The 26,011-nt window shown below is 68.7% G+C and carries 22 protein-coding genes; 7 read left to right on the forward strand and 15 right to left on the reverse strand.

What is annotated here, in order from left to right; translation table 11 throughout:
• Positions 1-26: 26 nt before the first annotated feature.
• From SB771_RS12190 to SB771_RS12200, 3 genes are read right to left on the reverse strand one after another with little or no spacing between them, the layout of a single operon-like run.
• Positions 27-338, reverse strand: a complete 312-nt coding sequence (locus SB771_RS12190) for a hypothetical protein (protein WP_175661841.1) — start codon at positions 336-338, stop codon at positions 27-29.
• On the reverse strand, positions 338-1,699 hold the full coding sequence (locus SB771_RS12195) for an acyclic terpene utilization AtuA family protein (RefSeq protein ID WP_175661840.1): 1,362 nt from the start codon (positions 1,697-1,699) through the stop codon (positions 338-340). The genes SB771_RS12190 and SB771_RS12195 overlap by 1 nt, the downstream gene beginning before the upstream one ends.
• A 36-nt stretch (positions 1,700-1,735) precedes the next feature.
• Positions 1,736-3,034 (reverse strand): CitMHS family transporter, encoded by a 1,299-nt coding sequence (locus SB771_RS12200; RefSeq protein ID WP_006757182.1) that lies wholly within the window; start codon positions 3,032-3,034, stop codon positions 1,736-1,738.
• 97 nt (positions 3,035-3,131) lie between these two features.
• Between SB771_RS12200 and SB771_RS12205 the strand changes: the two genes are divergently transcribed.
• On the forward strand, positions 3,132-4,028 hold the full coding sequence (locus SB771_RS12205; RefSeq protein ID WP_105833254.1) for a LysR family transcriptional regulator: 897 nt from the start codon (positions 3,132-3,134) through the stop codon (positions 4,026-4,028).
• Positions 4,029-4,068: 40 nt separating this feature from the next.
• On the opposite strand, the gene SB771_RS12210 is transcribed toward SB771_RS12205, so the two are convergent.
• On the reverse strand, positions 4,069-4,662 hold the full coding sequence (locus SB771_RS12210) for a flavin reductase family protein (RefSeq protein WP_175661839.1): 594 nt from the start codon (positions 4,660-4,662) through the stop codon (positions 4,069-4,071).
• A gap of 121 nt (positions 4,663-4,783) precedes the next feature.
• Positions 4,784-5,566 (reverse strand): hypothetical protein, encoded by a 783-nt coding sequence (locus SB771_RS12215; RefSeq protein ID WP_175661838.1) that lies wholly within the window; start codon positions 5,564-5,566, stop codon positions 4,784-4,786.
• 395 nt (positions 5,567-5,961) lie between these two features.
• Between SB771_RS12215 and SB771_RS12220 the strand changes: the two genes are divergently transcribed.
• Both SB771_RS12220 and SB771_RS12225 read left to right on the forward strand, forming a co-directional pair.
• Complete coding sequence (locus SB771_RS12220; RefSeq protein WP_012363616.1) at positions 5,962-7,122, forward strand: porin; 1,161 nt, start codon at positions 5,962-5,964, stop codon at positions 7,120-7,122.
• A gap of 473 nt (positions 7,123-7,595) precedes the next feature.
• Complete coding sequence (locus SB771_RS12225) at positions 7,596-8,813, forward strand: transglycosylase SLT domain-containing protein (RefSeq protein ID WP_175661837.1); 1,218 nt, start codon at positions 7,596-7,598, stop codon at positions 8,811-8,813.
• A 73-nt stretch (positions 8,814-8,886) separates the two neighbouring features.
• Here the strand turns inward: SB771_RS12225 and SB771_RS12230 are convergent, their stop codons facing one another.
• Together SB771_RS12230 and SB771_RS12235 are read right to left on the reverse strand one after the other, a co-directional pair.
• A complete protein-coding gene (locus SB771_RS12230; RefSeq protein ID WP_175661836.1) occupies positions 8,887-9,207 on the reverse strand; it encodes a hypothetical protein in 321 nt (106 codons plus the stop codon).
• A gap of 273 nt (positions 9,208-9,480) precedes the next feature.
• On the reverse strand, positions 9,481-10,227 hold the full coding sequence (locus tag SB771_RS12235; RefSeq protein WP_011656559.1) for a MipA/OmpV family protein: 747 nt from the start codon (positions 10,225-10,227) through the stop codon (positions 9,481-9,483).
• Positions 10,228-10,473: 246 nt separating this feature from the next.
• Here SB771_RS12235 and SB771_RS12240 point away from each other — a divergent pair, with 246 nt between their 5' ends.
• Both SB771_RS12240 and SB771_RS12245 read left to right on the forward strand, forming a co-directional pair.
• Positions 10,474-11,199: a response regulator gene (locus SB771_RS12240; RefSeq protein WP_011656558.1), complete on the forward strand. Its 726-nt coding sequence runs from the start codon at positions 10,474-10,476 to the stop codon at positions 11,197-11,199.
• Positions 11,200-12,570, forward strand: coding sequence for an ATP-binding protein (locus tag SB771_RS12245; RefSeq protein ID WP_175661835.1), 1,371 nt, complete (start codon positions 11,200-11,202; stop codon positions 12,568-12,570). It abuts the gene before it with no gap.
• 92 nt (positions 12,571-12,662) lie between these two features.
• Here SB771_RS12245 and SB771_RS12250 read toward each other — a convergent pair whose 3' ends face one another.
• The 8 genes from SB771_RS12250 to SB771_RS12285 all read right to left on the reverse strand — a co-directional run bounded on the left by SB771_RS12250 (position 12,663) and on the right by SB771_RS12285 (position 23,167).
• A complete protein-coding gene (locus SB771_RS12250) occupies positions 12,663-13,703 on the reverse strand; it encodes a FecCD family ABC transporter permease (protein WP_175661834.1) in 1,041 nt (346 codons plus the stop codon).
• The gene (locus SB771_RS12255; RefSeq protein ID WP_175661833.1) at positions 13,700-14,713 is read right to left on the reverse strand and encodes an ABC transporter substrate-binding protein; all 1,014 of its coding nucleotides are present in this window, start codon (positions 14,711-14,713) and stop codon (positions 13,700-13,702) included. Before SB771_RS12255 ends, SB771_RS12250 begins: the two co-directional genes overlap by 4 nt.
• 5 nt (positions 14,714-14,718) lie before the next feature.
• The gene (locus SB771_RS12260) at positions 14,719-15,495 is read right to left on the reverse strand and encodes an ABC transporter ATP-binding protein (RefSeq protein WP_175661832.1); all 777 of its coding nucleotides are present in this window, start codon (positions 15,493-15,495) and stop codon (positions 14,719-14,721) included.
• Between the two features lie 426 nt (positions 15,496-15,921).
• A complete protein-coding gene (locus SB771_RS12265) occupies positions 15,922-16,902 on the reverse strand; it encodes an NADPH:quinone oxidoreductase family protein (RefSeq protein WP_175661831.1) in 981 nt (326 codons plus the stop codon).
• A gap of 126 nt (positions 16,903-17,028) precedes the next feature.
• Positions 17,029-18,858 carry an acyl-CoA dehydrogenase gene (locus tag SB771_RS12270; RefSeq protein WP_175661830.1) on the reverse strand — a complete coding sequence of 610 codons (1,830 nt, stop codon included), beginning with the start codon at positions 18,856-18,858 and terminating at the stop codon, positions 17,029-17,031.
• Between the two features lie 439 nt (positions 18,859-19,297).
• Complete coding sequence (locus SB771_RS12275) at positions 19,298-21,622, reverse strand: xanthine dehydrogenase family protein molybdopterin-binding subunit (RefSeq protein ID WP_175661829.1); 2,325 nt, start codon at positions 21,620-21,622, stop codon at positions 19,298-19,300.
• Complete coding sequence (locus SB771_RS12280; protein ID WP_006754739.1) at positions 21,619-22,080, reverse strand: (2Fe-2S)-binding protein; 462 nt, start codon at positions 22,078-22,080, stop codon at positions 21,619-21,621. Before SB771_RS12280 ends, SB771_RS12275 begins: the two co-directional genes overlap by 4 nt.
• Before the next feature lie 382 nt (positions 22,081-22,462).
• A complete protein-coding gene (locus tag SB771_RS12285) occupies positions 22,463-23,167 on the reverse strand; it encodes a FadR/GntR family transcriptional regulator (RefSeq protein WP_126227527.1) in 705 nt (234 codons plus the stop codon).
• Between the two features lie 239 nt (positions 23,168-23,406).
• On the opposite strand from SB771_RS12285, the gene SB771_RS12290 reads away from it, so the two are divergent.
• Positions 23,407-24,954, forward strand: a complete 1,548-nt coding sequence (locus SB771_RS12290) for a sugar ABC transporter ATP-binding protein (RefSeq protein WP_175661828.1) — start codon at positions 23,407-23,409, stop codon at positions 24,952-24,954.
• A complete protein-coding gene (locus SB771_RS12295; protein ID WP_175661827.1) occupies positions 24,947-25,978 on the forward strand; it encodes an ABC transporter permease in 1,032 nt (343 codons plus the stop codon). Before SB771_RS12290 ends, SB771_RS12295 begins: the two co-directional genes overlap by 8 nt.
• Positions 25,979-26,011: the final 33 nt, after the last annotated feature.

Below are 26,011 nucleotides of genomic sequence, written 5' to 3' on the forward strand. Positions count from 1 at the left end.
CGCCGGCGGCGCACACCGTCACACCATCACACCGGCGCCGGCACCTCGATCGCCAGCAGCGCCGAACTGACCGACTTGCCGTGCGCGTCCAGCGCGAGCGAGCGCGTGACGCCGCCGCCGAGCGCATCGCGCAGCACGAAGTTGAACGCGGCCAGCGCCGGCAGCTCGTAGCGCACGACGTCGCCGTGCACGATGCCCGCGAGCCACGCCTTCACCGCCTGCGCATCGAGATGCGCGCGGAGATGCTCATAGTGACGCGGATCGCTGCAGATGACCGACACGTTCAGCGTATTACCCTTGTCGCCGGTGCGCGCATGCGCCAGTTCACGCAGTTGCATCAGGCCTCCACGAATGAAAAAGACGGCGTCACGGCTGCGCGCGGCAGCAGCACCGACTGCACCGCGATCACCTCGCGGGTCGACTTGAACGCGCCGCCGCCGCCGGCCGGCCCGTTCGTATACAGCGTCTCGACTTCGTTGCCGATCCGCGCGGCCTCGGCGGCACTCGCCGCGCGGCCGGCCACCCGCACGCGGACTTCGGCCGGCTCGCCGCGCACGGCGGGCGTCGCGTCACCGTACAGCGCATCGACGCCGATCAGATCGAAGCGCAACTCGGTCGCGGCCACGCCGGTCAGCGCGAGCCGCTCGCGGACGATGTCGAGCGCGAGCCGCGCGCGCGCCAGCGCCCCCGGCCCGCCGTACGAGATCTGCCCTTCGCCGATATGGCCGTCGACATACGCGACCGACACCTTCAGGGTGTCGGGGCGCGCGGTGCCGCGCCCGCCCGTCACGCGCACGCGGTCCGGCGCCTCCTCCGCGACGGCCACGCGCGTGAAATCCGCGACGACGTCGGGCTGCAGGTAGCGCGCCGGATCGTGGATCTCGTACAGCAGCTGTTCCTTGCAGGTCGCCGCGCTCACGCGGCCGCCGGCGTGCGGCACCTTGGTGATCACGACCGAGCCGTCGGCCGCGACCTCGCCGATCGGGAATCCGAGCCGCGCGAGATCCGGCACGTCCTTGTAGCCGGGGTCGGCGAAATAGCCGCCCGTCACCTGCCCCGCGCATTCGAGCAAATGGCCGACGACCGTCGCGGCCCCCAGCGTGTCCCAGTCGTCCATCCGCCAGCCGAACGCATGAATCAGCGGCGCGGCGAACAGCGACGGATCGGCGACGCGCCCGGTCAGCACGACGTCCGCGCCGGCCGCGAGCGCATCGACGATCGGCGCGGCGCCGAGATACGCGTTCGCGGATACGATGCGCTCGCGATACGCGGCGACTTCGTCGCCCGACTCCTCGAAACGCAACGCGCCGCGCAACACGACGTCGAGCACGTCGTCGCCTTCGACCGCCGCGACCTTCAGCCCCGCGAGGCCGAGCGACCGCGCGATCTGCGCGGTGCGCCGCGCGGCCGCGCGCGGGTTGGCCGCGCCCATGTTCGACACGATCCGCACGCCCTTGGCCGCGGCCACCGGCAGCACGGCCTGCATGCGCGCGTCGAGCAGCGGATCGTAGCCGAGCGACGGATCCTTGCGCCGCGCCTGCTGCGCGATCGCGATCGTGCGCTCGGCCAGGCATTCGAAGACGAGATAGTCGAGCTGCCCGTGTTCAGCCAGCTCGACCGCCGGCTCGATCCGGTCGCCCGAGTAGCCGGCGCCCGCGCCGATGCGCACGCGCCGTTCGTGTGGTGGCTTTGCTGTCATGTCGGTACCGTCATCCGGCGCGCGCGCCGGGAACAATCAAAAAACGCCCAGCACGACGCACGCGATCGTCATCACGATCGAGGCGCCGAACAGCAGCGGGAACGTGAACTTCTGGTGCTCGGCCAGCTCGATCCCGCACAGGCCGACGACCAGGAACGTCGCGGGCGTCAGCGGGCTGACCGGAAAGCCGGTCGTCATCTGGCCCAGCAACGCGGCCTGCCCGACATGCACGGCCGGCACGCCGAACTGGCCGGCCACCTCCGCGATCACCGGCAGCACGCCGAAGTAGAACGAATCGGGATCGAACAGCATGCTGAGCGGCATCGACGCGAGGCCGAGCGCGACCGGAATGTGGCCGGCCATCGACGGCGGCACGAAGCCGACCGCCGCCTGCGCCATCGCCTTCAGCATGCCGCTGCCCTGCATGATCCCGGTGAACACCCCGGCCGCGAGCAGGATGCCGGCCATCATCAGCGCCGCGCGCGCGTGCGCGTCGATGCGCTTTCGCTGCATGTCGACGTTCGGGTAGTTCACCATCAGCGCGACGCACAGCCCGACCATGAACATGATCGCCGGTGGAATCTTCTCGCCCATCACGACCATCGTGCCGAGCACGACGAGCGTCAGCACCAGGTTGAACCAGAACAGGTGCGGCCGGCGCAGCGCCTGCTCGTCGGGCGTCAGCTCGCGTTTGGGCAGCGGAATCGACGCATCGTCGCGCGACAGGCCGAGCCGCTTCTCCTCCCGCCGGCCAAGCCAGTACGCGACGCCGAACACGAACACGAGCCCGATCGCCTGCACCGGAATCAGCGGATTGAACAGCGCCGACACCGGCAGGTGCAGCGACGCCGACGCGCGAATCATCGGCCCCGTCCACGGCAGGAAGTTGATCCCCGCGGCCATCGACACGGCCGCGGCCAGCACGCGCCGGTCCATCTTCAGGCGGTCGTACAGCGGCAGCACCGCGGGAATCGTCACGAGAAAGCAGACGGCGCCCGAGCCGTCGAGATGGATCAGCAGCGCGAGCAGTGTCGTGCCCATCACGATGCGCGTGGGCCGCGTGCCGACCGCGCGCAGGATGCGGTCGATGATCGGATCGAGCGTGCCGGCGTCGGTGATCGTCCCGAAATAGAGGATCGCGAAGACGAACATCCCGACCACGGGCGCGAGGCCCTTCAGCCCGTCGATCACGAATTTGCTCGTATGCAGCCCGAAGCCGCCGATCAGCGACGCCGCGATCGGCACGAGAATCAGCGCGACGAGCGGCGACATCCGCTTCGACAGAATCGCGGCCAGCAGCACGACGATCGTGCCAAGCCCGAGTAACGGCAGCATCCGTGTCTCCTATCTTGTCTTTTGTTGGAGACGAGCGTAAGGTCGGCGCAGCGATAGCACAATTGAAATGATTTGATCGCAGCAATCACAAATCGTTATGGATCTGAATCTTCGCGACATTCGCGCATTCGTCACCGTCGCCCACGCCGGCAACTTCACGCGGGCGGCCGCGCGGCTGCACCTGTCGCAGCCGGCGCTGACCGTGCAGATCCGCCGGCTCGAGGAAATCGTCGGCGCGCGGCTGTTCGACCGCAACAGCCGCAGCGTCGCGCTCACGCAGACCGGGCGCGAACTGCTGCCGCTGCTGCAGCGCTCGCTCGACGACATGGAGCGCGTGCTGCGCGATGCGCGTGCGCTCGGCGAAGGCGCGAGCGGCACGGTGCGGCTCGCGTGCCTGCCGACCTTCGCGTCGAGCCTGCTGCCGGAGCTGATCCAGTCGTTCCGCCACGACGTGCCGCGTGCGGGCTTCGAGATTCGCGACGGGGTCGCGAGCCTCGTCACCGCGCTGGTGCGCAACGAGGAAGCCGATCTCGGCCTGACGGGCGGCGATGCGTTCGATGCGTCGCTGGAGGTGCTGTACGTGGGCGCCGACCGGCTCGTCGCCGTGTGCCCGAAGGATCATCCGCTCGCGCGCAAGCGGCGCGTGCGCACCGCCGACGTCGCCGCCGTGCCGCTGGTGCTGACCGCGCAGGGCACGAGCGTGCGCGGCGTGGTCGATGCCGCACTGGACGCGGCCGGCTGCACGCCCGACATCGCGTGCGAGCCGACCTACATGATGACGGCCGTCGCGATGGTGCGCGGCGGGCTCGGCGTGACGATCCTGCCGGCGACCGCGCGCGAGGTGCGCGCCGAGCCCGACCTCGTCGCGAAGCCGATCGACGACCCCGCGTTCGTGCGGCCGATCGCGCTCGTCGTGAAGCGCGGGCGCACGCTGCCGCGCGTCACGCAGGCGTTCGCCGACGCGATGCTCGCTGCATTGAAAAAGCGCGCGTGAGCCGCGCGCCTGGAACTGCGGCCGAGCGCCGGCCGGCGGCTTACCGCGGGTCCGGCTGGCCCGGATCGACGTGCAGCGATTCGCCGATCGCATAGAAGTTGCCGCCCGCGATGTAATGCAGGCTGCGCAGCGCCGGATCGGCCGATTCGAAATACCAGTGACCGTCGCGGAACACGCGCGTGTCGGACCACGCGCCGACCACCTCGCCGATGAACAGGTCGTAGGTCTGCTGGTTGTGCGGCTCGGGAATCAGCTTGCACGCGAGCCAGCCGGAGCAGCCGGCGACGAACGGCAGGTCGTGGCCTTGCACGTCGAACAGCGTCACGCCCGCGTCGCGCAGCTTGTCGGGCCGCTCGGCGAGACTGTGGCTGCCGACCGCATGCGTGAGTTGCAGCTGCGCGGCCGTCGGCACCTGGATCACGAACCTGCCGCTGCGCTCGACGAGCTCGCGCGTCTTCGCGGACTTGTCGAGCACGACCGTCAGCTTCGGCGGCAGGAAATCGAGCGCGCAGGCCCATGCGGCGGCCATCACGTTGTCGACACCGTCGTGGCGGGCCGACACGAGCACGGTCGGGCCGTGGTTGAGGAGACGGTAGGCTTTCTGCAGCGCCACCGGCGCGATGTGACTGTCCATGCGGGTTCCCTGGTGAGCGGCGCGGCGCGCGCCGGCCGAAGCGCGAATTCTCGCACTCAATGCCGATCACCGCCGACGCTGCGCGCGCACCGCCCGGCACACGCCGCCGCGCCGCGTGGCATCAGCGCCGCCCCGCCGCCCAGTCGAGCGCCGCGTCGAACAGCGCGAGCCCGGCCGGCGACAGGTTCGCGAACGTGTCGTTGGCGAGGAAGAACATCACGCGGCGCGCCGGCGCGAGCGCTTCGTAGTCCATCGTTGCGCCCTTCTCGTACGCGAAAATCGCGGCCTTGTCCGGCTGCCCGTACACGGTCGCGATCGTGATCGCGCCGAGCCCCGGCCTGCCCCAGCTCATCGGCGCCTGCTTGCCGTACACGTCGGCCACGCCGGCCGGCAAGCCGGCCGAGATCGAATGCGGCGCGTTGACGAGCCACAGATAGCGCTCCTTGCCCGTTTCGCCGAAGTCGACGTCGTGGCGCTTGCCCGTCATCGCGAGATCGTCGAGCAGGTCGTTCTCCCACGTGACGAGCGGCTTGTCGAGCGTGCGCCAGCCGGGCCGCACATTCTTCGACGACACCGTCGACGAGATCACGACGAGATCGGCATCGCGCGCCGCGTCGGGCGTCGCGCTCTCGTCGATCAGCCGCACCGCGTAGCCGCGCTCGCCGAGATGCTGGCCGATCCGTTCGTCGATCTTCAGGTTCGGGCCGCGCAACTGAACGAGCATCGCGACGCGCGTGACGGCCGGCGCCGCGACCGCAGCCGCGGCATCGGCGGCGCGCACGGGCGCGCTGGCCGACAGGCCCGCGCACAGGGCGAACGCCGCACCCGCGAGCGAGCGCAACGCGCGACGCCGGGTGCCGGTAATCGCGGCGCGCGCGGCGGCCGTCTTCATCTTCCGGTTCATCAGGTTCTTCTCCGAAGCCGCGCGTCGTCATGCGCGACGCGCGGCGATTGCATGAAACGAGTGGGACACGTGCAATAGCATATTCGGGCCGCATCGCGCGATTCGATTCCATTAAATAATGAATTGACGAATCCATGACAAACGCCGTTTTAGCGAAATCCGACCGAAAATCCCCCGGAATTATCACGAATCCGGCAATACGCCGATCGCACTATCTTGAAATTCAGGTCGATTAGCACACGGCGCTCAACAATCTGAATCTCTCAACAGGCCTTTGCGCAGCATGTGCCTGTCTGCTTTAGGTCACATCGGAGAATTCCATTTTTGCCGTTCGGCGGCGGCTCTGTAGTCTCCTGCCATTCCGGTTCACCCACGCCCATGGCAAGGAGATGAAAATGAAACGCACGACCCTCTCGCTGATTTCGCTCGCGTCGTTCGCCGCGATCCCCGCCGCGCACGCGCAGTCGAGCGTGGCGCTGTACGGCGTGATCGACACGTCGATCACGTACGTGAATCACGCGCAGGGCAAGGACAACGCATGGATGCTCGGCAACAGCAGCGCGGGCAACCTCTCCGGCAGCCGCTGGGGCGTGAAAGGCACCGAAGACCTCGGCGGCGGGCTGAAGGCGCTGTTCCAGCTCGAGAACGGCTTCGACCCGAGCAACGGCCGGCAGGGCCAGGGCGGCCGCCTGTTCGGCCGGCAGGCATTCGTCGGGCTGACGAGCGAGCGCTACGGCACCCTCACGTTCGGCCGCCAGTACGATCCGCTCGTCGATCTCGTGCAGGGCATCACCGCCGACAACTATCTCGGCAGCGTGTTCGCGACGCCGGGCGACGTCGACAACTACGACAACAGCTTCCGCGTCGACAACGCGGTGAAGTACACGTCGGCCGTGTATTCGGGCCTGCAGTTCTCCGCGATGTACTCGTTCGGCGGCATCGCCGGCAGCACCGGCGCCGCGCAGTCGTATTCGGCGGCCGTGTCGTACAACAACGGGCCGTTCAGCGTCGCCGGCGGCTACTTCCACGCGACCAACAGCCCCGCGTCGAACGGCCTGCGCGACGGCTGGACCAGCTCGTCGGACGGCACCTTCGACGGCCCGATCAACAGCGGCTATGCGAGCGCGCACTCGATCGGCATCGCCCGCATCGCGGGCCAGTACGTCGCCGGCCCGTTCACGTTCGGCCTCGGCTACAGCAACGCGCAGTACCGTCGCGACGCAAGCTCGGCGTTCGACTCGAACGAGCACTACAACACCGGGCAAGGCTTCGTGAACTACCAGGCGACCGATGCGCTGCTCGTCGGCGTCGGCTACAGCTATACGCGCTCGGGCGGCGATACGTCGGCGACCTATCACCAGGTGTCGGCCGGCGCGGACTACAGCCTGTCGAAGCGCACCGACGTGTACCTGAGCGCCGCGTACCAGCATGCGAGCGGCCAGACCGGCGACGGCAAAGGCGGATCGATGGCCGCGCAGGCGTCGATCGCGTCGTACGGCTATGCAGGCACGAGTTCGCAGACGATGGTCAACCTCGGGCTGCGTCACCGCTTCTGATCGAAGACCGCCGGCTGTGCGCGGTGGCGCGGCATCGCGGTGTCGTGTGGCCGGTCGGTATCGGCTTGCGGATGGCGGATGGCGGATGGCGGATGGCGAATTGCGAATTGCGGATGACGGATGACGGATTCCCAGGACGGCGGCTACGGCCGCCGTCGCCGTTTCCGGCGGCCGCGCCATGTTCGTTTCACATCGCTGCACAATTCATCACCGTATTCCGCATTCACGGCGCACCTGACGCACGGCGTCAGTATTGCGACTCCGCTCGAGCGCCGGCATGCGCGCGAAAATCAGCCGTTTTTACCGATTCCATCCGGTCGCGCGGCGATCCCCGCGCAGCGGAAAATGCGCGATAAACGCACCGGCAAATGCAAAGGAAAGTTTGACGCGAGCCATTTGACTGCGCGCTATGGCACACTTCGCGTCTGCGTAATTTCCTTGCACCGGGCGGCCGGATCCCGCCCCATCCTGCCATGCCGCGTCATACTGCCCGTTCGATCAGCCCCGCCACGCCGAAGATCGCCGCGACGATCGCGCTGTCGTGCGCGCTGCACGGGGCCGCGTGGGCCGACTGCCTCGACGACGCGGCCACGTTCCAGCACGTGAGCGTGAGCCTGCTGCGCGGCATCGCGCAGGTCGAATCGGGGATGAATCCGAACGCGGTCAACACCAACACGAACGGCACCGTCGACATCGGCCTGATGCAGATCAACAGCACCTGGCTGCCGACGCTCGCGCGCGAAGGCATCACGCGGGAAAGCCTGTTCGATGCGTGCACCAACGCGTACGTCGGCGCGTGGATTCTGTCGCAGAACATCCGCCAGCTCGGCGCCAACTGGACCGCGATCGGCGCGTACAACGCCGCGTCGCCCGACAAGCGCCTCGCGTATGCCCGCAAGGTCTATGATGCAATCCGGACCATGCCGGATTCGCCGGATACTCCCATGCCCATCCTGCCCCCCTCCTTTACACCGCCGCAGCAGGTGCAGACATACAACCCGTTCGCGAGCCTGAGCGTATCCGCGCCGCCGGCCGCGCGGGCCCGCACGCTGTCACCGGCCGCCCCGCCGCCGCCGCCGCAAGGCGGTCCCGCCGGCCCGGCCGGCACGTACAACTTCGGCTGGACCGTCACGGGCGCCGACCAGGCCAAGCCGACCCAGGTGTTCGACGACGGTGCGCGGATCTACGTGCAGTTCAGCGACATGAAGCATATGCCGGCGATCTTCACCGAAACGTCGTCGGGCCGCGTGCTGATGTCGTGGGAGCTGCAGTTCCCGTATGCCGTTCTGACGCGCCCCGCGCAAACGTTGATCTTCCAGCTCGGGCCGTTCGAGGCGCGCGCGCAGCGCGGCGCGGCGGGTGCAACGACGCAGGCAGGGGCTGGAACCGCGGCGGGAACGCCACGTTCGGGGGCGACGACGGCTGCGACGACGCCTGCGGGGAAACCGCCCGCGAATGCGTCGACCAAGCGCACGGCGTCGGCCGACGCGCTGTGGTATCTGAACACGCCGTCGACATCGGGATCGGCAGCGACGGCGAATACCGCCCCAACGACAACCTCGTCGGCGTCGTCGAACACGCCGGCCACGTGGCCCACCGCGGTGACGTCGAATACGCCGCCGCCGGCCGCCACACCTCAGGCGCCGGCCGCGCGCGTCAGCACCGACGCGCTCTGGTATATCTCGAAGTAACGCGCGCGGGTTCGCACGCCCGTCGCGGCCGGCTAACGATATGCGACTCGGCCGGCCCCGCCGGCCTCATCGATCACCCGCGCCGCACCCAGATCACCTTGCCGTCGCGAATGCCGAGGTCGCGGCGCTCCTCGCGATAGTCCATCGTGCCCGGCAGCGACTTGCCGTCGCGCTCGAGCACGCGCCACAGGCAGCCGTCGAGCAGCGCGGTCGCCTCGGCTTCGGTCTTGCCGATCAGCGCATCGTCCGGCGCGGCGTCTGCGCTGCACATCGGCGCGGCGTTTCGGGCCGCGCCGCCGGCGGTCGCGTTGGGGTGCTTCGTGTTCATGTCCGCACATCCTGAAAAGGTTGCGCTCGCAACGAATGCAACGAGCATCGCGATGGTGTTCTTCACTGGCGTCTCCGTGTCGCGGCCCGGCGGTCCATGTACGGCAGTCGCGCACGGCCGGGCATTGCATGCGTGATGGGTGTCGCACGTCACCGGCCGTTTCCTGACGGATGCCGGCCGGCACACGGCGGCGTTGCGCGACGCGGTCGAATCGATTCGGCGCGTGTGCGTCGCAGGCCCGGCGTGGTGCCGGAGCCGCCTGCATGTTACCGCATGCGATGCCCGGCAACGGCGCGACGCCAACGCATCACGGGCGACATGCGTGCGCCAGTCTTTCGTTCAGAACTTGTAGGTCGCGCCCGCCATCCCGTAGTAGTTGCTGCGCGACTGGACGATCGGGCTGTCGCCGTAGCGGCCGAGCAGCCGCGTCACGCCACCCGTCGCGAGCACCGACCAGTGCCGCGACAGGTTCCAGTTCCATGCGACCGACACCGTCGCGCTGTCGATCCCGCCGCTCGTCGAATACGGCCGGAAGCGGCTCGTCATCGACTGCGCATCGGTCACGCCGTAGAACGTCTGCGTATAGCGGCCGGTGCCGGCATGCACGCTGCCCGTCACGACGATCTCGTGCTGCGCGGTCTTGAACACCGGCACCGCGAGATCGACATGCCCGGACACGCCGCGCGACGTATGCGTCACCGGCGTGTCGACCGTGACGCTCAGTTCGGCCGCGTCGAGCAGCGTCACGCCGGCCCGCACGCCGATGAGCACCGAGCCCGGAATCCGGCCCATCCCCTTCAGGTAGTCCGAACCCGGCAGGTCGAAGCGGTTCTCGTCCGCGCGGCCGGGGTCGTAGCTCACTGCCGCCGACACGAACGCGCCGTGCGGCAGGTCCAGCCGGTAGCCGGCGCCTTCGCGACTATCGATGAAGAAGCCTTTGCCGAACTTCGCGGAAAGCCCCGGTGCGACGATGCCGCGATACTGGTTGCTGCCCGGGTAGCGCGGCGCGAACCCGCCGCCGAGCGAAATCGAATACTGGTTTTCCGCGTGAGCGGCCGCGGCAAGGGTCAGGCCGGCAAGCGGCACGCAATAGCGGGAACGGCGAAGGGTTGAGCGCACAATATTGAGATATGAGTGACGGAGCCCGCAGTCTAGGTGCCGTCGTGCATCGGGGTTGTCCGTAATCTGCGGGGAATCTGTGCTCAATTGTGTTTGATTGTTCGCGATTGTCGTCCTGCTGCCCGGGCCGCCGGAACGCCGGCTAGAATTCGCGTGCCGCGCCGCGCGCCCGCGTGCGGGGAGCCGGGACGACGCGCGCATATCGAGGAGACCATGTACGACAATCCGCTCAAATACCGTGTGCTGCTGATCGAGGACGACGACCGCCTCGCGCAGCTCGTGCGCGAATACCTCGACAACTATGAATTCACGGTGACGGTCGTGCGGCGTGGCGACCTGGCCGTCGCGGCGGTGCGCGAGCACGAGCCCGCGCTCGTGATACTCGACCTGATGCTGCCGAATCTCGACGGGATGGAAGTGTGCCGGCGCATTCGCGCATTCACCAACGTCCCGGTGCTGATTCTCACCGCGCGCGCGGACGTCTACGACCAGGTCGCGGGCCTCGAAACCGGCGCCGACGACTACGTGACGAAGCCGATCGAGCCGCGCGTGCTGGTCGCGCGCGCCCGCGCGCTGCTGCGCCGGGCGCGGCCGGCCGCGACGGAAACACGCGCCGCCGCGCCCGACGCGCTGATATTCGGCGAACTGACGATCTCGCCGCCGAACCGCACGGTCACGTGGCGCGGCGAACCGGTCGACCTGAAGACGGCCGAATTCAACCTGCTGCTGATTCTCGCGCGCGCGGCCGGCACCGTGCTGAGCCGCGACGACATCCTGAAGCAGTTGCGCGGGATCGAGTTCGACGGGCTCGACCGCTCGGTCGACTCCGGCATCTCGAAGCTGCGGCGCCGTTTCGAGGATGCGTCGTCGGAGCCGCACAAGATCAAGACGATCTGGGGCCGCGGCTACCTGTTCAGCCCTTCCGCGTGGGACGAATAAATGCTGCGTCCGTTGATCAGGCTGTACCTCATCGTGATCCTGTGCGGCGCCGGATCGATCGCGTTCATCCAGTTCTCGTTCGACCGGATCTTCTACGAACGCGCGGCGCAGGCGCAGCGAGACTCGCTGACGACCTACGCGTTCGTGCTGAACGATTATCTCGAACGCCATCCGGGCGCGCAGCGCACGCTCGCGCTGCGCGAGCTCGCGAAGCACGGCAAGGAAGGATTCGACTTCGTGACGATGGCAGAAGCCCGCGCGCAACTGAGCGGCGCGCCATTGCGCGACCTCGACTCCGGCAAGATCGCGATCGGCTATGACGGCAAGGATTACTACATGCCGCTAGCGGATGGTTCCGTGCTGCATGCGCGCCCGATCCAGCCCTTCGACCTCGACATCAAGATCTACGCCTACTTGCTGCTCGCGCTTGCCGCGCTGTTCGCGGTCGTGCTGTGGATCTCGTATCACTGGCGCGACCTGCGCAGGCTGCAGGCCGCCGCCCATGCGTTCGGCGCGGGCCGCCTGTCGACCCGCGTGAAGCTGTCCGGCCGGTCGAACATCTACGAGCTGTCGCAGCAGTTCAACGACATGGCCGAGCGGATCGAGGCGTCGATCAAGCAGCAGCGCGAGATGATGCACGGGATCTCGCACGAGCTGAAGACGCCGCTCGCGCGCCTCGAATTCGGGCTCGCGCTGCTCGCCGAATCCGACGAGAGCGGCCGGATGCGCGAACGCCGCGACGAACTGCGGCGCGACGTGCGCGAACTCGACGAGCTGGTGACCGAGCTGCTGACGATCGGGCGGCTCGAACAAGGCGCCAGCGAGCTCGCGCCGATGGACGTCGTCGTCGATGCGCTGATCGACAGCGTTGCCGGCAACGTCGCGAACGACCTCGCCGATCGCGGCATCACGCTCGACGTGTCGACAACCGGCGCGCCCGCCACCCACGTGTGCGATCCGAAACTGGTCGCCCGCGCGCTGCTCAACCTGATCCGCAACAGCGCGCGCTATGCGGCGCGCACGGTCCTGCTGTCCGCGACGCACGATGCGTCCGGTGCGCTGGTGCTGAGCGTCGACGACGACGGCCCCGGCATTCCAGCCGCCGAGCGCGCACGCGTGTTCGAACCGTTCCAGCGGCTCGATTCGAGCCGCGACCGGCAGACCGGCGGGTTCGGTCTCGGGCTCGCGATCGTGCGGCGCGTCGCGCTCGTGCACGGCGGCAACGTGCGGCTCGAGGATTCGCCGCTCGGCGGCGCACGCTTCGTGATTTCGCTGCCGGCGCGGACCTTGCCGGACTTCCGCGGCAACGCGCAGGCGAGTCCGGCATGCGGCCGGGCCGACCTGGCCGGCGCGGCTTCATTGCTCCGCTGAGCGGTGGCACGGCGGCACGGCGGCACGGCGGCACATGATGCGTCGCCCCGCTCCCGCCGGCCGCGCATCGCCGGCCGCTCAGCACCCGCCGCTCACCGCCGCCGCAACAGCGCGACGAAGAACAGGCTGCCGAACAGCGCGGTCACGATACCGATCGGTAGATCCTCCGGCGCCGCGAGCGTGCGCGCGGCGACATCGGCCCACACGAGCATGATCGCGCCCGTCAGCGCGGCGACCGGCAGCAGCCGACCGTGCTCGGCGCCGACGACGCGACGGCACAGATGCGGCGTCACGAGCCCGATGAAGCCGATCGCGCCGCTCACCGCGACCACCGCACCGGTCGCGAACGATGCGACGACGAACACCTCGCGCCGCATCCGCCCGCCCGACACGCCGAGCGCGGCTGCCGCGACGTCGCCCGACATCAGCGCATTCAGCTCGCGCCGCCGCGCGTAGAGCGCGCCGCCCGCGAGCACCGCGCACACGGCCGGCACCGGCAGCAGGTCCCAGCGCGCGAGCCCGACGCCGCCGAGCATCCAGAACAGCACCGACGACGCGGCGCGCTGGTCGCCCAGATACAGCAGAAGGTTGCCGAACGCGGCCATCATGAACGACACGGACACGCCGGCGAGCAGCAGCCGGTCGGAGTCGAGCCGGCCGCGCCGGTACGCGAGCGCGACCACGCATGCGGTCGCGGCCAGCGCTCCCGCGAACGCGGCGGCCGACAGCGTGAACGGACCGAACGCCGCACCTGCCAGCACCGTCACCGCGACGGCGCCGAGCATCGCGCCCGCGCTCACGCCGAGCAGATGCGGATCGGCGAGACGGTTCGCGGTCGCCGCCTGCAACGCGACGCCGACCGCCGCGAGCGTCGCGCCGACGATCGCGGCGAGCAGCGCACGCGGCATCCGGATCAGCCAGACGATGCTGTCGTCGCCCGTGCCGGTGGCCAACGATGCGGTCGCGCCGAACGCGGACGCGACATGCGCGGCGACGATCCGCGCGGCGACCGGCATCGAGATCGGCGCGGGGCCGAACGCGGCGGACACGACGATCGATATCGCCAGCAGCGCCATCAGAACGGCCGTCACCCTGCGCGGCCCGAGCCGCGACACCCCGCCTCGCGCGCTCATCGCGACGGCGCGGCGAACGCGGCCGGATACAGCGCGCGCGCCAGCGCCTCGACGGCCGCGACGTTCTCAGGTCCCGGCGTCGCCGCGTCGTAAGGAATCACGACGAAGCGCCGGTCGCGAATCGCGGCGACGCGCGCGAGCGCCGGCTGGCTCAACAGGAACTGCTGCTTCTGCGCGGCCGTCACGGCCGAGTAGTCCACGATCACGATCGCCTGCGGATCGCGTGCGACCACGCTTTCCCAACCGACCTGCGTCCAGCTGCGCGGCAGGTCGTCCATCACGTTGCGCGCACCGGCCGCCGCGAGCAGCGCGCTCGGCATCGCGAGCCCGCCCGCGGTCATCGGCTTGTCGGTGCCGCTGTCGTAGACGAACACGCGCAGCGGCGCGGGACGGCCGATCGCGCGCGACACCGCCGCGAGGCGCGCGCGCATGTCGGCGACGACCTGCGCGGCGCGCGCGTCGACACCGAAGATCCGGCCAAGATTGGTCAGGTCGCGGAACACGTCGTCGAACGACGCGGGCGGCCGCTTCATCACGTGCGAGCACGATTCGGTCAGCTCGTACGTGCGGATGCCGAACGGCGCGAGCGTCGCCGGCGTCACCGCGCCGCCGACATGCATCCCGTAGTTCCAGCCCGCGAGATAGAAGTCCGCACGCGCGGCCGCCAGCACCTCGAGCGACGGATACTGCGCGGCCAGTTCCGGCACGCCGCGCAGCGCGTCGTGCACGCGCGCGGTACCGGTCTTCCAGCCGCCGATACCGGTATAGCCGACGAGCCGGTCCTTCAATCCGAGCACGAGCATCATCTCGGTCAGGTTCACGTCGTTGCTCACCGCGCGCGTCGGCGCGCGCTCGAACGTCACGTCGCGATCGCAGCTGCGCACGGTGACGGGATACGCGCCGGCATGAGCGGCCGCGCAGCCGAATGCGACGGCAGCGACCAGCGAGCGAGCAGGCAGGCGGGAAAGCGACGCACACCGCGATGGGCGGCATGAAACGGAAAACGGCATGATGGTCATTCCAGATGAAGCGGCGTGATGCGCGGCCGGCCCGTGACCGGATGGCGATCGACGAGCGCGGCGACGCCGAACACATCGCGCAGCAGTGCATCGGTCAGCACGTCGGGCGGCGCGCCGGACGCGACGACGCGCCCGTGCGCGAGCACGTGAAGCCGGTCGCAGTACGCGGCCGCGAGATTGAGATCGTGAATCGTCGCGAGCGTGGCGATGCCGAGGCGCCGCACGCGCGCGAGCAGTTCCAGTTGGTGACGCAGGTCGAGGTGGTTGGTCGGCTCGTCGAGCAGCAGCAGTTCGGGCTGCTGAGCAAGTGCGCGCGCCAGCAATGCGCGCTGCTTTTCTCCGCCCGACAGCGACGCGAAACGTTGCGCGCGGCGCTCGATGAGGTCGACGTCTCGCAACGCGGCGTCGACGATCCGGCGATCGTCGGCACTCTCCCCCTCGAACGCGCGCTGGTGCGGCGTGCGTCCCATACCGACCAGTTCGTCGACCGTCAGCCCGAAGTCGTCGGGCGTCTCCTGCTGCAGCACGGCGACACGCTGCGCGAGCGCGCGCGGCCGCATCCGCCATACGTCCTGCGCATCGAGCGCGACGCGGCCCGCGTCGGGCCGCGCATAGCGGAACACGCAGCGCAGCAGGCTCGTCTTGCCGCTGCCATTCGGGCCGACGAGCCCGACGAACTCGCCTTCGTTGACGGTAAGCGTCACGGCGTCGAGCACGGCGAGCGCGCCGCCGGGCGACCAGCTCACGCGCTCGATATCGAGCCGGTGCATCATGGGCGGCCTTCCGCTGCGAGCGCGCCGGAGCTCGCCATCACGCAACCCGGCAGCGTCGCGCACTCTCGCGCGGCGCGTGCACGCCGGCCCCCGTCGTTGCGATCCGATGCGCAATCGCGTCGCGCGCGGCGCGCGGTCCTGTTCCTGGTCTTCGTCAATTCGTATCGATCTTCGCGTGGCTTGGCCGCTGGCGGCCGTGCCCGGCAAACCGGGCCGGCCCGCGGCGAATGCGTCAGATGATACAATATATCACTTCGGTCGTCAGGACTTTGTCAGGTCGAGCACGGGACGGCCCAACCGGAGTCGACATGACGAACGAGCCGCCGCCGTTCGTGCGGCGCGCTCACGTGCAGCGATGCACGCGCACCTCGGCGCCCAACGCGGCGCCCGAGCGGGCCGCCGCCGCAGGGTCCGGTGTCAGCGTGATCACGCGTCCGGCAGGATCACGACCTTGCCCTTGACCTGCCGGTTCGCCATGCGCGCGATCGCGTCGGCCGCACCCGACAGCGGCACGCGCTCGGTGATCGCCGGCCGCACCTTGCCGGCCACGAACCATTGCGCCAGCTGGCGCATGTTCACCGCGTGCTCCGCGGGATCGCGCCGCACCGCATCGCCCCAGAACACGCCGAGAATATCGCGCTCCTTCAGGAGCGCGAGGTTCAGCGCGATCTTCGGAATCTCGCCGGCCGCGAAACCGACCACGAGGAACCGGCCGCGCCACGCGGTCGCGCGCAGCGCCGCCTCGCTGTACGCGCCGCCGACCGGATCGTAGACGACGTCCGCGCCGCGCCCGCCCGTCAGTTCGTCGACGCGGCGCCGCAGGTCCTCGGTCGCATAGTCGATCGTGTCGTCGGCGCCGGCTGCGCGGCACAGCGCGAGCTTGTCCGCGCTCGACGCGGCCGCAATCACGCGCGCGCCCAGCGCCTTCGCGATCTCGATCGCCGCCAGCCCGACGCCGCCCGCCGCCCCCAGCACCAGCAGCGTCTCGCCCTGCTGCAGACGCGCGCGCTGCTGCAGCGCATGCAGCGACGTGCCGTAGGCCAGCACCAGCGCCGCGCCCTGCTCGAACGTCATCCCCGGCGGCAGCGCCGCGATCTGGTGCACGTCGGCCACGCACTGCTCGGCGAAGCCGCCGTGACCGGTGAACGCGACCACCTCGTCGCCCGGCTGCCATGCGCTCACGCCGTCGCCGACCGCGTCGATCACGCCGGCGAATTCCGCACCGGGCGAGAACGGCAGCGCAGGCTTCACCTGATACAGCCCCTGGACGATCAGCGCATCGGGGAAATTGAGCGACGCCGCCTTCACGCGAATCCGCACCTGGCCCGCGGCCGGTTCGGGAATCGCGACGTCCTCGATACGCAAGCGGTCGATCGGGCCGAATGCGGTACACATCAGGGCTTTCATGCTTTCCTCTCTCCTTGCGCGACGTCGCCGCGCATCGATACGGCAGCGGGACACGCCCGCGCGAGCGGCGCGCGGCGCAGGCACACCGGCCTGCACCGCGGCACCGTCATCCGTGCATCGCGGCGCTCAGAACCACGCGTCGCGCATCTCGAGCGTCGTCGTATCGACGCTCGCCAGCAGATCGAGCTGCGCATCCACCTTCGGCAGCTCCCAGCGAAAGAAGTAACGCGCGGCGGCACGCTTGCCGTCGTGGAAATCGCTGTCGTGCCCGTGCGCGGCAAGCGTCACGTCGAGCCACAGCCACGCGACGACCAAATGGCCGAACGCCTCCAAGTAGACGCTCGCATTCGCGAGCCGTACCTGCGGATCGTCAAGCGCAGCCAGCGCGCGCGTGAGCTCGACGAGTCGCGCCCAGCGCTGCGCGAGCGCATCGGCATGCGAGCGCGCGTCGCCGTCCGCGGCCCGTGCGCGCTGGACCGTCGCGCCGATGCGCGCATCGAGCGTGCGCAGCAGCGCACCGTCGTCCTGGCCGACCTTGCGGCCCAGCAGGTCGAGCGCCTGGATGCCGTGCGTGCCTTCATGGATCGGGTTCAGGCGGTTGTCGCGATACAGTCGCTCGACCGGATAGTCGCGCGTATAGCCGTAGCCGCCATGCACCTGGATCGCGAGATCGTTGGCCGCGAGGCACCACTGCGACGGCCAGCTTTTCGCGATCGGCGTGAGGATGTCCAGCAGTTGCGCGGCCTCCGCGCGCACCGCCGCATCGTCGTGCGCGCGCGCTTCGTCGACGAGCCGCGCGCAGTACAGGATCAGCGCGAGCCCGCCTTCGACGTACGCCTTCTGCGCGAGCAGCATGCGCCGCACGTCCGGATGCGCGACGATCGGCGCCTGCGGCGCGGCCGCGTCCTTGCCGGCCGGTCCGAGCGGACGCCCCTGCGGCCGGTTGCGCGCGTAGTCGAGCGCGTGCAGGTAACCGGTGTAGCCGAGCGCCACCGCGCCGGCGCCGACGCCAATGCGCGCCTCGTTCATCATGTGGAACATGTAGGCGAGACCGTGATTCGGTTCGCCGACCAGATAGCCGATCGCGCCGGCGCGACCCTGCGGACGATGGCGCGTGCCTTCGCCGAAGTTCAGCAGGCAGTTGGTCGTGCCGCGATAGCCCATCTTGTGATTCAGGCCGGCGAGCACCACGTCGTTGTGCTCGCCGCGCGCGGCGCCGTCGTCGGTCGGCAGGTATTTGGGGACGATGAACAGCGAGATGCCGCGCGTGCCGGGCAGAAGCCGGCCCTGTTCGTCGGGAATCTTCGCGAGCACGAGATGGACGATGTTCTCCGCCAGCTCGTGCTCGCCGCCGGAAATCCACATCTTGTTGCCGGTGATCCGGTAGCGCGGGCCGAGCGGCGACGCGCACTCGAAATCGGCGCGCGTGACGATGTCGGACAGCGACGAGCCGGCCTGCGGCTCCGACAGGCACATCGTGCCGAAGAAGCGCCCTTCCAGTTCGGGACGCGCGAACGCGTCGATCTGCGCGGGGCTGCCGTGCGCGAGCAGCAGGTTGGCGTTCGCGACGGTGAGGAACGGATACGCGGCGGTCGCGATGTTCGCGGCCTGGAAGAACAGGAACGATGCGGCTTCGACGAGCTTCGGCAACCGCATCCCGCCGAACGCTTCGTCCTGGCCCGCGGCGATCAGGCCGGCAGCCGCGAAGGCCCGCACGGCCGGCTCGACTTCGGGGATCAGCGTCACGCGCTCGCCGTCGAACCGCGGCTCTTCGCGATCGCCGCGCGCCGCATGCGGCGCGAACAGGTCGGCCGCGATCCGCTCGCTGGTATCGAGCACCGCATCGAAGGTCTCGCGGCTGTGCTCCGCATAGCGCGGCAGCGCGCCGAGCGAGTCGGCATCGAGCCAGTCGTACAGCAGGAACGCGAGATCGCGTCGCGACATCAGCAGGCTCATCGTGACGCCCTCCGCGTGGCCTGCGTTTCCCGCATCGTCGACGGCCGCGCGTGCGCGGTCCGGTCGATCGGTGGGTGCTCGATCGATGCATGCTCCATCACGTCTGTCTCCTGTCGACCAGAGTTAGCGCTTTAGCGCTTACTCTGGTCCCATGCTTCGCGGTCGACCAGAGTTAACGCTTTAGCGCTTGCTCTGGTTCCATGCTTCGCGGTCGGGCGGCGCACCGGCGCCCGTGGGCGCCGGTTGCCGACACCGGATGATTGGGTCGGTGACTGCAAGTGCTGGCGGAGAATTTAGCACGGTCGTTCGCAAACAACAATGCTCCGGCTTCGCGCCTCCGTTCGACGAGCGCAAGTGTTCGATCGGTGCGCGGCGCCGGGGGTGCCACAAGCCCGTGCGCGCGCCGCACCCTGCCCATGGCCCGGCGCGCGACAGCGTATCAACCCGCCTTTTGCTTCGCGAGCTGATCGGCGACGGGCAGGCTGCGAATCCGCGTGCCGGTTGCCGCGAAGATCGCGTTGGTCAGCGCCGGCGCGACCGGCGGCAGGCCCGGCTCGCCCACGCCGCCGAGCGGTGTCGCATAGTCGTCCGGCGCGACCAGATGCACGCGGATTTCACGCGGCGCCTCGTTCATCCGGAGCACCTGGAAGCCGTTGAAATTGCTCTGCTCCGGTTGCCCGTCCTTGAACGTGATCTCGCCGTGCAACGCGATGCCGAGCCCCATCACCACCGCGCCTTCGAGCTGCGAGCGCACGCGCTCCGGGTTGACCTGCGGCCCGCAGTCGATCGCGATGTCGACGCGCGGCACCGAAATCGCGCCGTCCGCGGCCACCTGCACTTCGCACACGACCGCCGTGTACGACACGAAGCTGCGATGCGCGGCGATCCCCAGCCCGTGCCCCTTCGGCAGCTTGCGGCCCCAGCCGGCTTCGCGCGCGACCGTCTCGATCACGCGCCGCAGCCGTCCGGTATCGATCGGATACAACGCCGGATCCTCGCCGTAGTTCACGTTCTTCACCGTGATGTGCGGCTCGAAACGCCGCGCCGGCCCGATCAGGTCGAGCAGGAAATCCTTCGGGTCGCGGCCCGCCGCGTGCGCGAGTTCCGACACGAAGCTCTGGATCCCGAACGCGTGCGGAATGTTGTACACCGAACGGAACCAGCCGATCCGCGTGTGCGCTGGCGCGGCCGGGTTCTCGATCCGCACGTTCTGGACTGCGAATGGAAGATCGGCGATCCCTTGCGCGAGCTCGCCCGGCTGCTCGTGCACGACGCCGGCCCTGAAGGTCGACTGGATCGACGGCGCGACCGTGCGATGCTGCCACGCGACCACCTTCCCCGCCGCATCGAGGCCGCCGTCGAACGCTTCCAGCGACACCGCGTGGAAATAGTCGTGCGCGATGTCGTCCTCGCGCGTGAACGTCAGCTTCACGGGCGCCCCCACCGCCTTCGACAGCAGCGCGGCCTCCACCACGTAGTCCGGTTTCGACTTGCGGCCGAAGCCGCCGCCGAGCAGCGTCACGTTGACCGTGACGCGCTCGCTCGGCAGCGCGAGCGCCTTCGCGATTTCGTCGCGCGTGGTCTGCGGCGCCTGCGTGCAGGTCCATACCTCGCAGCGGCCGTCGGCCACGCGCGCGACGGCCGCGGGCGGCTCCATCGTCGCGTGCGCGAGATGCGGAATGTAGTACGTCGCACGCACGCGCTTCGCGGCGCCCGCGAGCGCCGCGGCCGTATCGCCGTCGTCGCGGATCACGTCGCCTGGTTGCGCGGCCGCCGCTTCGAGCGTCTTGCGGAAAGCCGCCGAATCGTAGCCTGCGTGCGGCCCGTGCTTCCAGTCGATCTTCAGTCGGGCGCGCGCCTGGATGGCCGTCCACGTGTCGCGTGCGATCACGGCCACGCCGCCGAGCGGCTGGAACCCCGACGGCAGCGGCGTCGACGCGAGCTGCACGACCTTGACGACACCCGGCAGCTTTTCCGCGGCGGACGCGCCGAACGACGCGACCGTATCGCCATAGGCCGGCGGACGCGCGACGACCGCGTACAGCATGCCGTCGAGCCGCGTGTCGATCCCGTAGTGCGCGCGGCCGCCGACGATGTCGCGTCCGTCGATCAATGCCGTTTCGCCCTTGCCGATATAGCGGAACTCGGCCGGCGCCTTCAATGCCACGCTCTTCGTATCGGGTACGGGCAGCGCGGCCGCCTTCGCGGCCAGTTCACCGAACCCGAGCTTGCGCCCGGTTTTCGTATCGACGACCTCGTGCACCGTCGCCTTCACTTGACGCACGTCGACGCCCCAGGTCGCCGCCGCTGCCTGCTCGAGCATCGTGCGCGCGGCCGCCCCGGCGCGGCGCAGCGCCGCGAAACTCTGGCGCAGACTGCGCGAACCGTCGGTGTTCTGGTTGCCGTAGCGCGGCTCGTCGCCGACGGCCTGCGCGACCTTCACGCGTGCCCAGTCCGCGCCCAGCTCGTCGGCGACCACGAGCGCGACGCTCGTGCGCACGCCTTGTCCCATCTCCGAGCGAATGCAGGTCACCGTCACCGTGCCGTCCGGCGCGATCGCGACGAACAGGTGCGGATCGTCACGCAAGCCGTGCGGCATGCCCGCGCCGCCGTACTGCGGATTCGGGCTGACGGGCGGCTGCGCGGGCGCGGCCGCGCGCGCAAGCGACGGCACGCCGAACGCGAGCAGCAGTCCGCCGGATGCGAAGCCGAGCAGCAATGCACGGCGGCTTTCATTGTGGACGGAGAATTCCGGCGCGTTCATGCGGCACCTCCGCGGCGCACCGCCAGCCGGATCGCCGCGCGAATGCGCGTATAGGTACCGCAGCGGCAGATGTTGCCGGACATCGCGTCGTCGATGTCGGCGTCGCTCGGATGGGGATTCGTCTTGAGCAGCGACGCGGCCTGCATGATCTGCCCGGACTGACAGTAGCCGCATTGCGCGACGTTCAGTTCCTGCCACGCTTGCTGCAGCGGATGGTTCACGTCCGTCGACAGGCCCTCGATCGTCGTCACCTTCTTGCCCGCGGCGGCCGCGACGGGTGTGATGCACGACCGGATCGCGACGCCGTCGAGATGCACGGTGCAGGCGCCGCACAGCGCCATCCCGCAGCCGAACTTGGTGCCCGTGTGGCCGAGGACATCGCGCAGATACCAGAGCAACGGCATGTCGGGATTGCCGTCGAAATGCCGTTCGCCACCGTTGACGGTCAGCGTGATCATCGTTCACCTCCTGGTTGCGACGCCGCGTCGCGCAGGCGTCGTGTGGGGATTTGAACGGCGCTGGGCACATTCCGAACGACCAGGTGGGCCTGACGCCGTTTCGTTTTCCGGATTGCGGCGGGTGACGACGCAATCGGGGCGATGCTGCCGCCTGGTTGCCTGTGCAACGTTCGGCGGGATTCGCACGATTGCTCGTTCGCGTGGATCGCCGCGCGTATTATCAGATGAATTGCGGTTTGTCGTCGGACGGCGGGCGATTTGGGGGTGATTCGGGGGGATTCCGCGACCTGCCGAACGCGAGATGAATACACGCGTTTCGGCTTTGCGCGCATGGCTGCGCGGGCCGGACGTCAGCGCTTTCGCGGGACCGGCATCGGCCCCGTCAGGGCGCAATCCCGTGCTGCAATGCGCCGCCGATCCAGCGCTCCTCCGACGCTTGAAGATGGGCGCGCATCGCGGTCTGCGCCGCGATCGGATCGCCCGCTTGCAACGCCTTGAGGATCTGCTCGTGCTCGCGCACCGCGGCAGCCCAGGTTTCCGGGCTTTCCGAATGTCCGCGAATCGCGGCGGCAATCGGATCGTGTCGGCTATCGAACAACTCGCCCACGAAGCGGCTCAACACGGAGTTGCCTGCCACCTCCGCAATGAGCATGTGAAACTGCCGGTCCGCATCGACCGGCGATTTTCCCGCGACGGCGAGCCGCTTCATGCGCTCGACCGTGCGACGCAATCGGTCCAGCGTGGCTGCCGAGAATCGCGCAGTGGCCAGCACGATCACCGAACCCTCGATGGCCCCGCGCGCCTGCATCAGCTCCGACGGGCTCTCGCCCAACGCGGGCACCCCGCCACCGTCGCTCTCGCCCGGATCGCGAACGTAGACCCCCGAGCCAAGACGTATCTCGATCTGCCCGCCGATTTCGAGGGCGATCAAGGCCTCGCGCAACGACGGGCGCGAGACCCCGAGCGTCGTCGCGAGCTCGCGCTCGGGCGGCAGTCGCCCACCGGCGGGAATGCCACCCTGACGGATCAATGCGAGGATTTGCGCGGCCACGGATTGGTAAAGCCGCTTGGGTTCTGTCTGCTTCATGATCCGAAAAATGGTCGACCGAATTGGCCGGAGCTTCGCGTTCACGCGGAGTCTATCACGGCGGCGAAACCCCCGACCAGCATGGGATAGACCCGGCACAAGGGTTTACACCATTGGTATGGTCACTTCAAAATAATCACAATTGGCTTGACCAGATGAGCACTACATCCTCGAATTCATTGCAACTGGACTGGCCAGTTGCCGCTCGATGCCTGCGCCAGTGACCTACGGAGACACGCATGACCCCTGCCGACTTGCGGCAATCGCCACCCCTTTCGGGCGGCGGGCCGACTGCTCGAACCATCCTGCAGCTGCAGGGCGTGGGCAAGCGCTTCCCCGGCGTCGTGGCGCTCGACGGCATCGATCTGGATCTACGAGCGGGAGAAGTTCATGCCGTGTGCGGCGAGAACGGCGCGGGCAAGTCGACGCTGATGAAAATCATCAGCGGGCAATACCGCGCGGACGACGGCGTCGTCCTCTACGACGGGGCGCCCGTGCAGTTTTCGTCCGCCACCGACGCGCAAGCCGCAGGCATCGCGATCATTCATCAGGAGCTGAACCTGGTGCCCCACTTGTCAGTGGCGGAGAACATCTACCTGGCGCGCGAGCCCAAGCGCGGCCCGTTCGTCGACTACCGCGCGCTGAACCGCGCCGCACAGTTGTGTCTGCAACGAATCGGCTTGAACGTGTCGCCCACGACGCTGGTCGGCGCGCTCTCGATTGCACAGCAGCAGATGGTGGAAATTGCGAAGGCGCTGTCACTCGACGCGCGCGTCCTCATCATGGACGAACCCACGTCGTCGCTGACCGAATCGGAAACGGTCCAGCTGTTTCGCATCATCAAGGAGCTTCGCAGCGAAGGCGTCGCCATCCTTTACATCTCGCATCGACTCGACGAGATGGCCGAAATCGTGGATCGCGTCACGGTGCTGCGTGATGGTCGCCACATTGCCACGAGCGATTTTGCATCGACGTCGGTGAACGAGATCGTCGCCCGCATGGTGGGCCGCCCGCTCGACGATGCCTACCCGCCGCGTCGATCCACGCCCACCGATCAGGTGCTGCTGAAGGTACGCGACCTGCAACGAACCGGCACGTTCGGCCCCGTGTCGTTCGAACTTCGCAAGGGCGAAATTCTCGGCTTCGCAGGGCTGATGGGTGCGGGACGCACCGAAGTCGCCCGCGCGATCTTCGGCGCGGAGCGGCCCGATGCCGGCTCGATCCTGCTGGGCGATACGCCGGTCGAGATCAACTCGCCGCGCGAAGCCATTCGCCACGGGATTGCCTACCTGTCCGAAGACCGGAAAAAGGACGGCCTCGCGCTGGCGATGCCGGTCGCCGCAAACATCACGCTGACCAACGTCGCGGCGATCTCGTCGCGCGGCTTCCTGCGTTTCGCCGACGAAACGGCCATCGCCGAGCGTTACGTGCGCGAACTGGGCATCCGCACACCGACGGTCGCGCAGATCGCGCGGAACCTGTCCGGCGGGAACCAGCAAAAGATCGTCATCAGCAAATGGCTATACCGCGGCTCGCGCATCCTCTTTTTCGACGAGCCGACGCGCGGCATCGACGTCGGCGCGAAATACGCGATTTACGGGCTGATGGACCGCCTGGCGGCCGACGGCGTCGGCGTCGTCCTGATCAGTTCGGAACTGCCCGAGTTGCTCGGCATGACCGATCGCATTGCCGTGTTTCACGAAGGACGTATCACCGCGGTGCTTGAAACCGGAAAGACCAATCAGGAGGAGATCTTGCATCATGCATCAGGAAGAAGTCATGCTTGACATCACATCGGGCCGCACGCCGGCCGTCGATAAACAGGCACGGCAGCGACGCCGCGACCTGATCCAGAAATTTGCCGCGCTGGGCAGCCTGGTCGTGCTGATCGTCGCGTTTTCGCTGACCAGCGCCGCATTCTTCTCCATCGGCAACCTGATGACCGTGTCGCTTCAGGTGACGTCGATCGCGTATCTCGGCGTGGCCGCGACGTGCGTGATCATTACCGGCGGCATCGATCTGTCGGTCGGATCGGTCCTGGCACTGGCCGGCGTTGCCGCCGCGCTGCTCGTCAAGGCCGGCATTCCGGTCCCCGTCGCGATGCTGGGCGGCATGCTGGTCGGCGCTGCATGTGGTTGGGTCAACGGGATCTGCGTCACGCACATGGGGCTGCCGCCGTTCATCGCCACCCTCGGCATGATGCTGGTCGCCCGCGGGCTCGCGTTGCAGATCACCGGCGCCAGACCCGTGTCGGGGCTCGGCGACGCGTTCGGCGAGCTCGGCAACGGCGCCCTCTTCAAGATCTCGCACATCGGGGCCGACGGCTTTCCCGACACGATCTTTCCCGGCATTCCGTACCCGGTCGTCATCATGGTGGCCCTCTTCGTGGCGGTCTCGGTGCTGCTGTCGCGAACGTCGCTGGGCCGCCACATCTACGCGGTCGGATCGAACGCGGAAGCGGCACGCCTGTCCGGCGTGAACGTGCAAGGCGTCAAGCTGTTTACCTACGTCCTTTCCGGATTGCTCGCTGGCGCCACGGGTTGCGTACTGATGTCGCGTCTCGTCACGGCCCAGCCGAACGAAGGCGTGATGTACGAACTCGACGCCATCGCCAGCGCGGTGATTGGCGGCACGTCGCTGATGGGCGGCGTCGGCACGATCTCCGGCACCGCCATCGGCGCATTCGTGATCGGCGTGCTGCGCAACGGCCTGAACATGAACGGCGTGTCGAGCTTCATCCAGCAGATCATCATCGGCGTCGTCATTCTCGGCACCGTGTGGATCGACCAACTCCGCAACCGGAAGTTGTAATCACAAGACGAAGTTCCAACCACCAACAAGGAG

Origin of the sequence: Burkholderia sp. SIMBA_051, from assembly GCF_046534915.1 — a bacterium.
GTDB classification, from domain to species: domain Bacteria; phylum Pseudomonadota; class Gammaproteobacteria; order Burkholderiales; family Burkholderiaceae; genus Burkholderia; species Burkholderia ambifaria.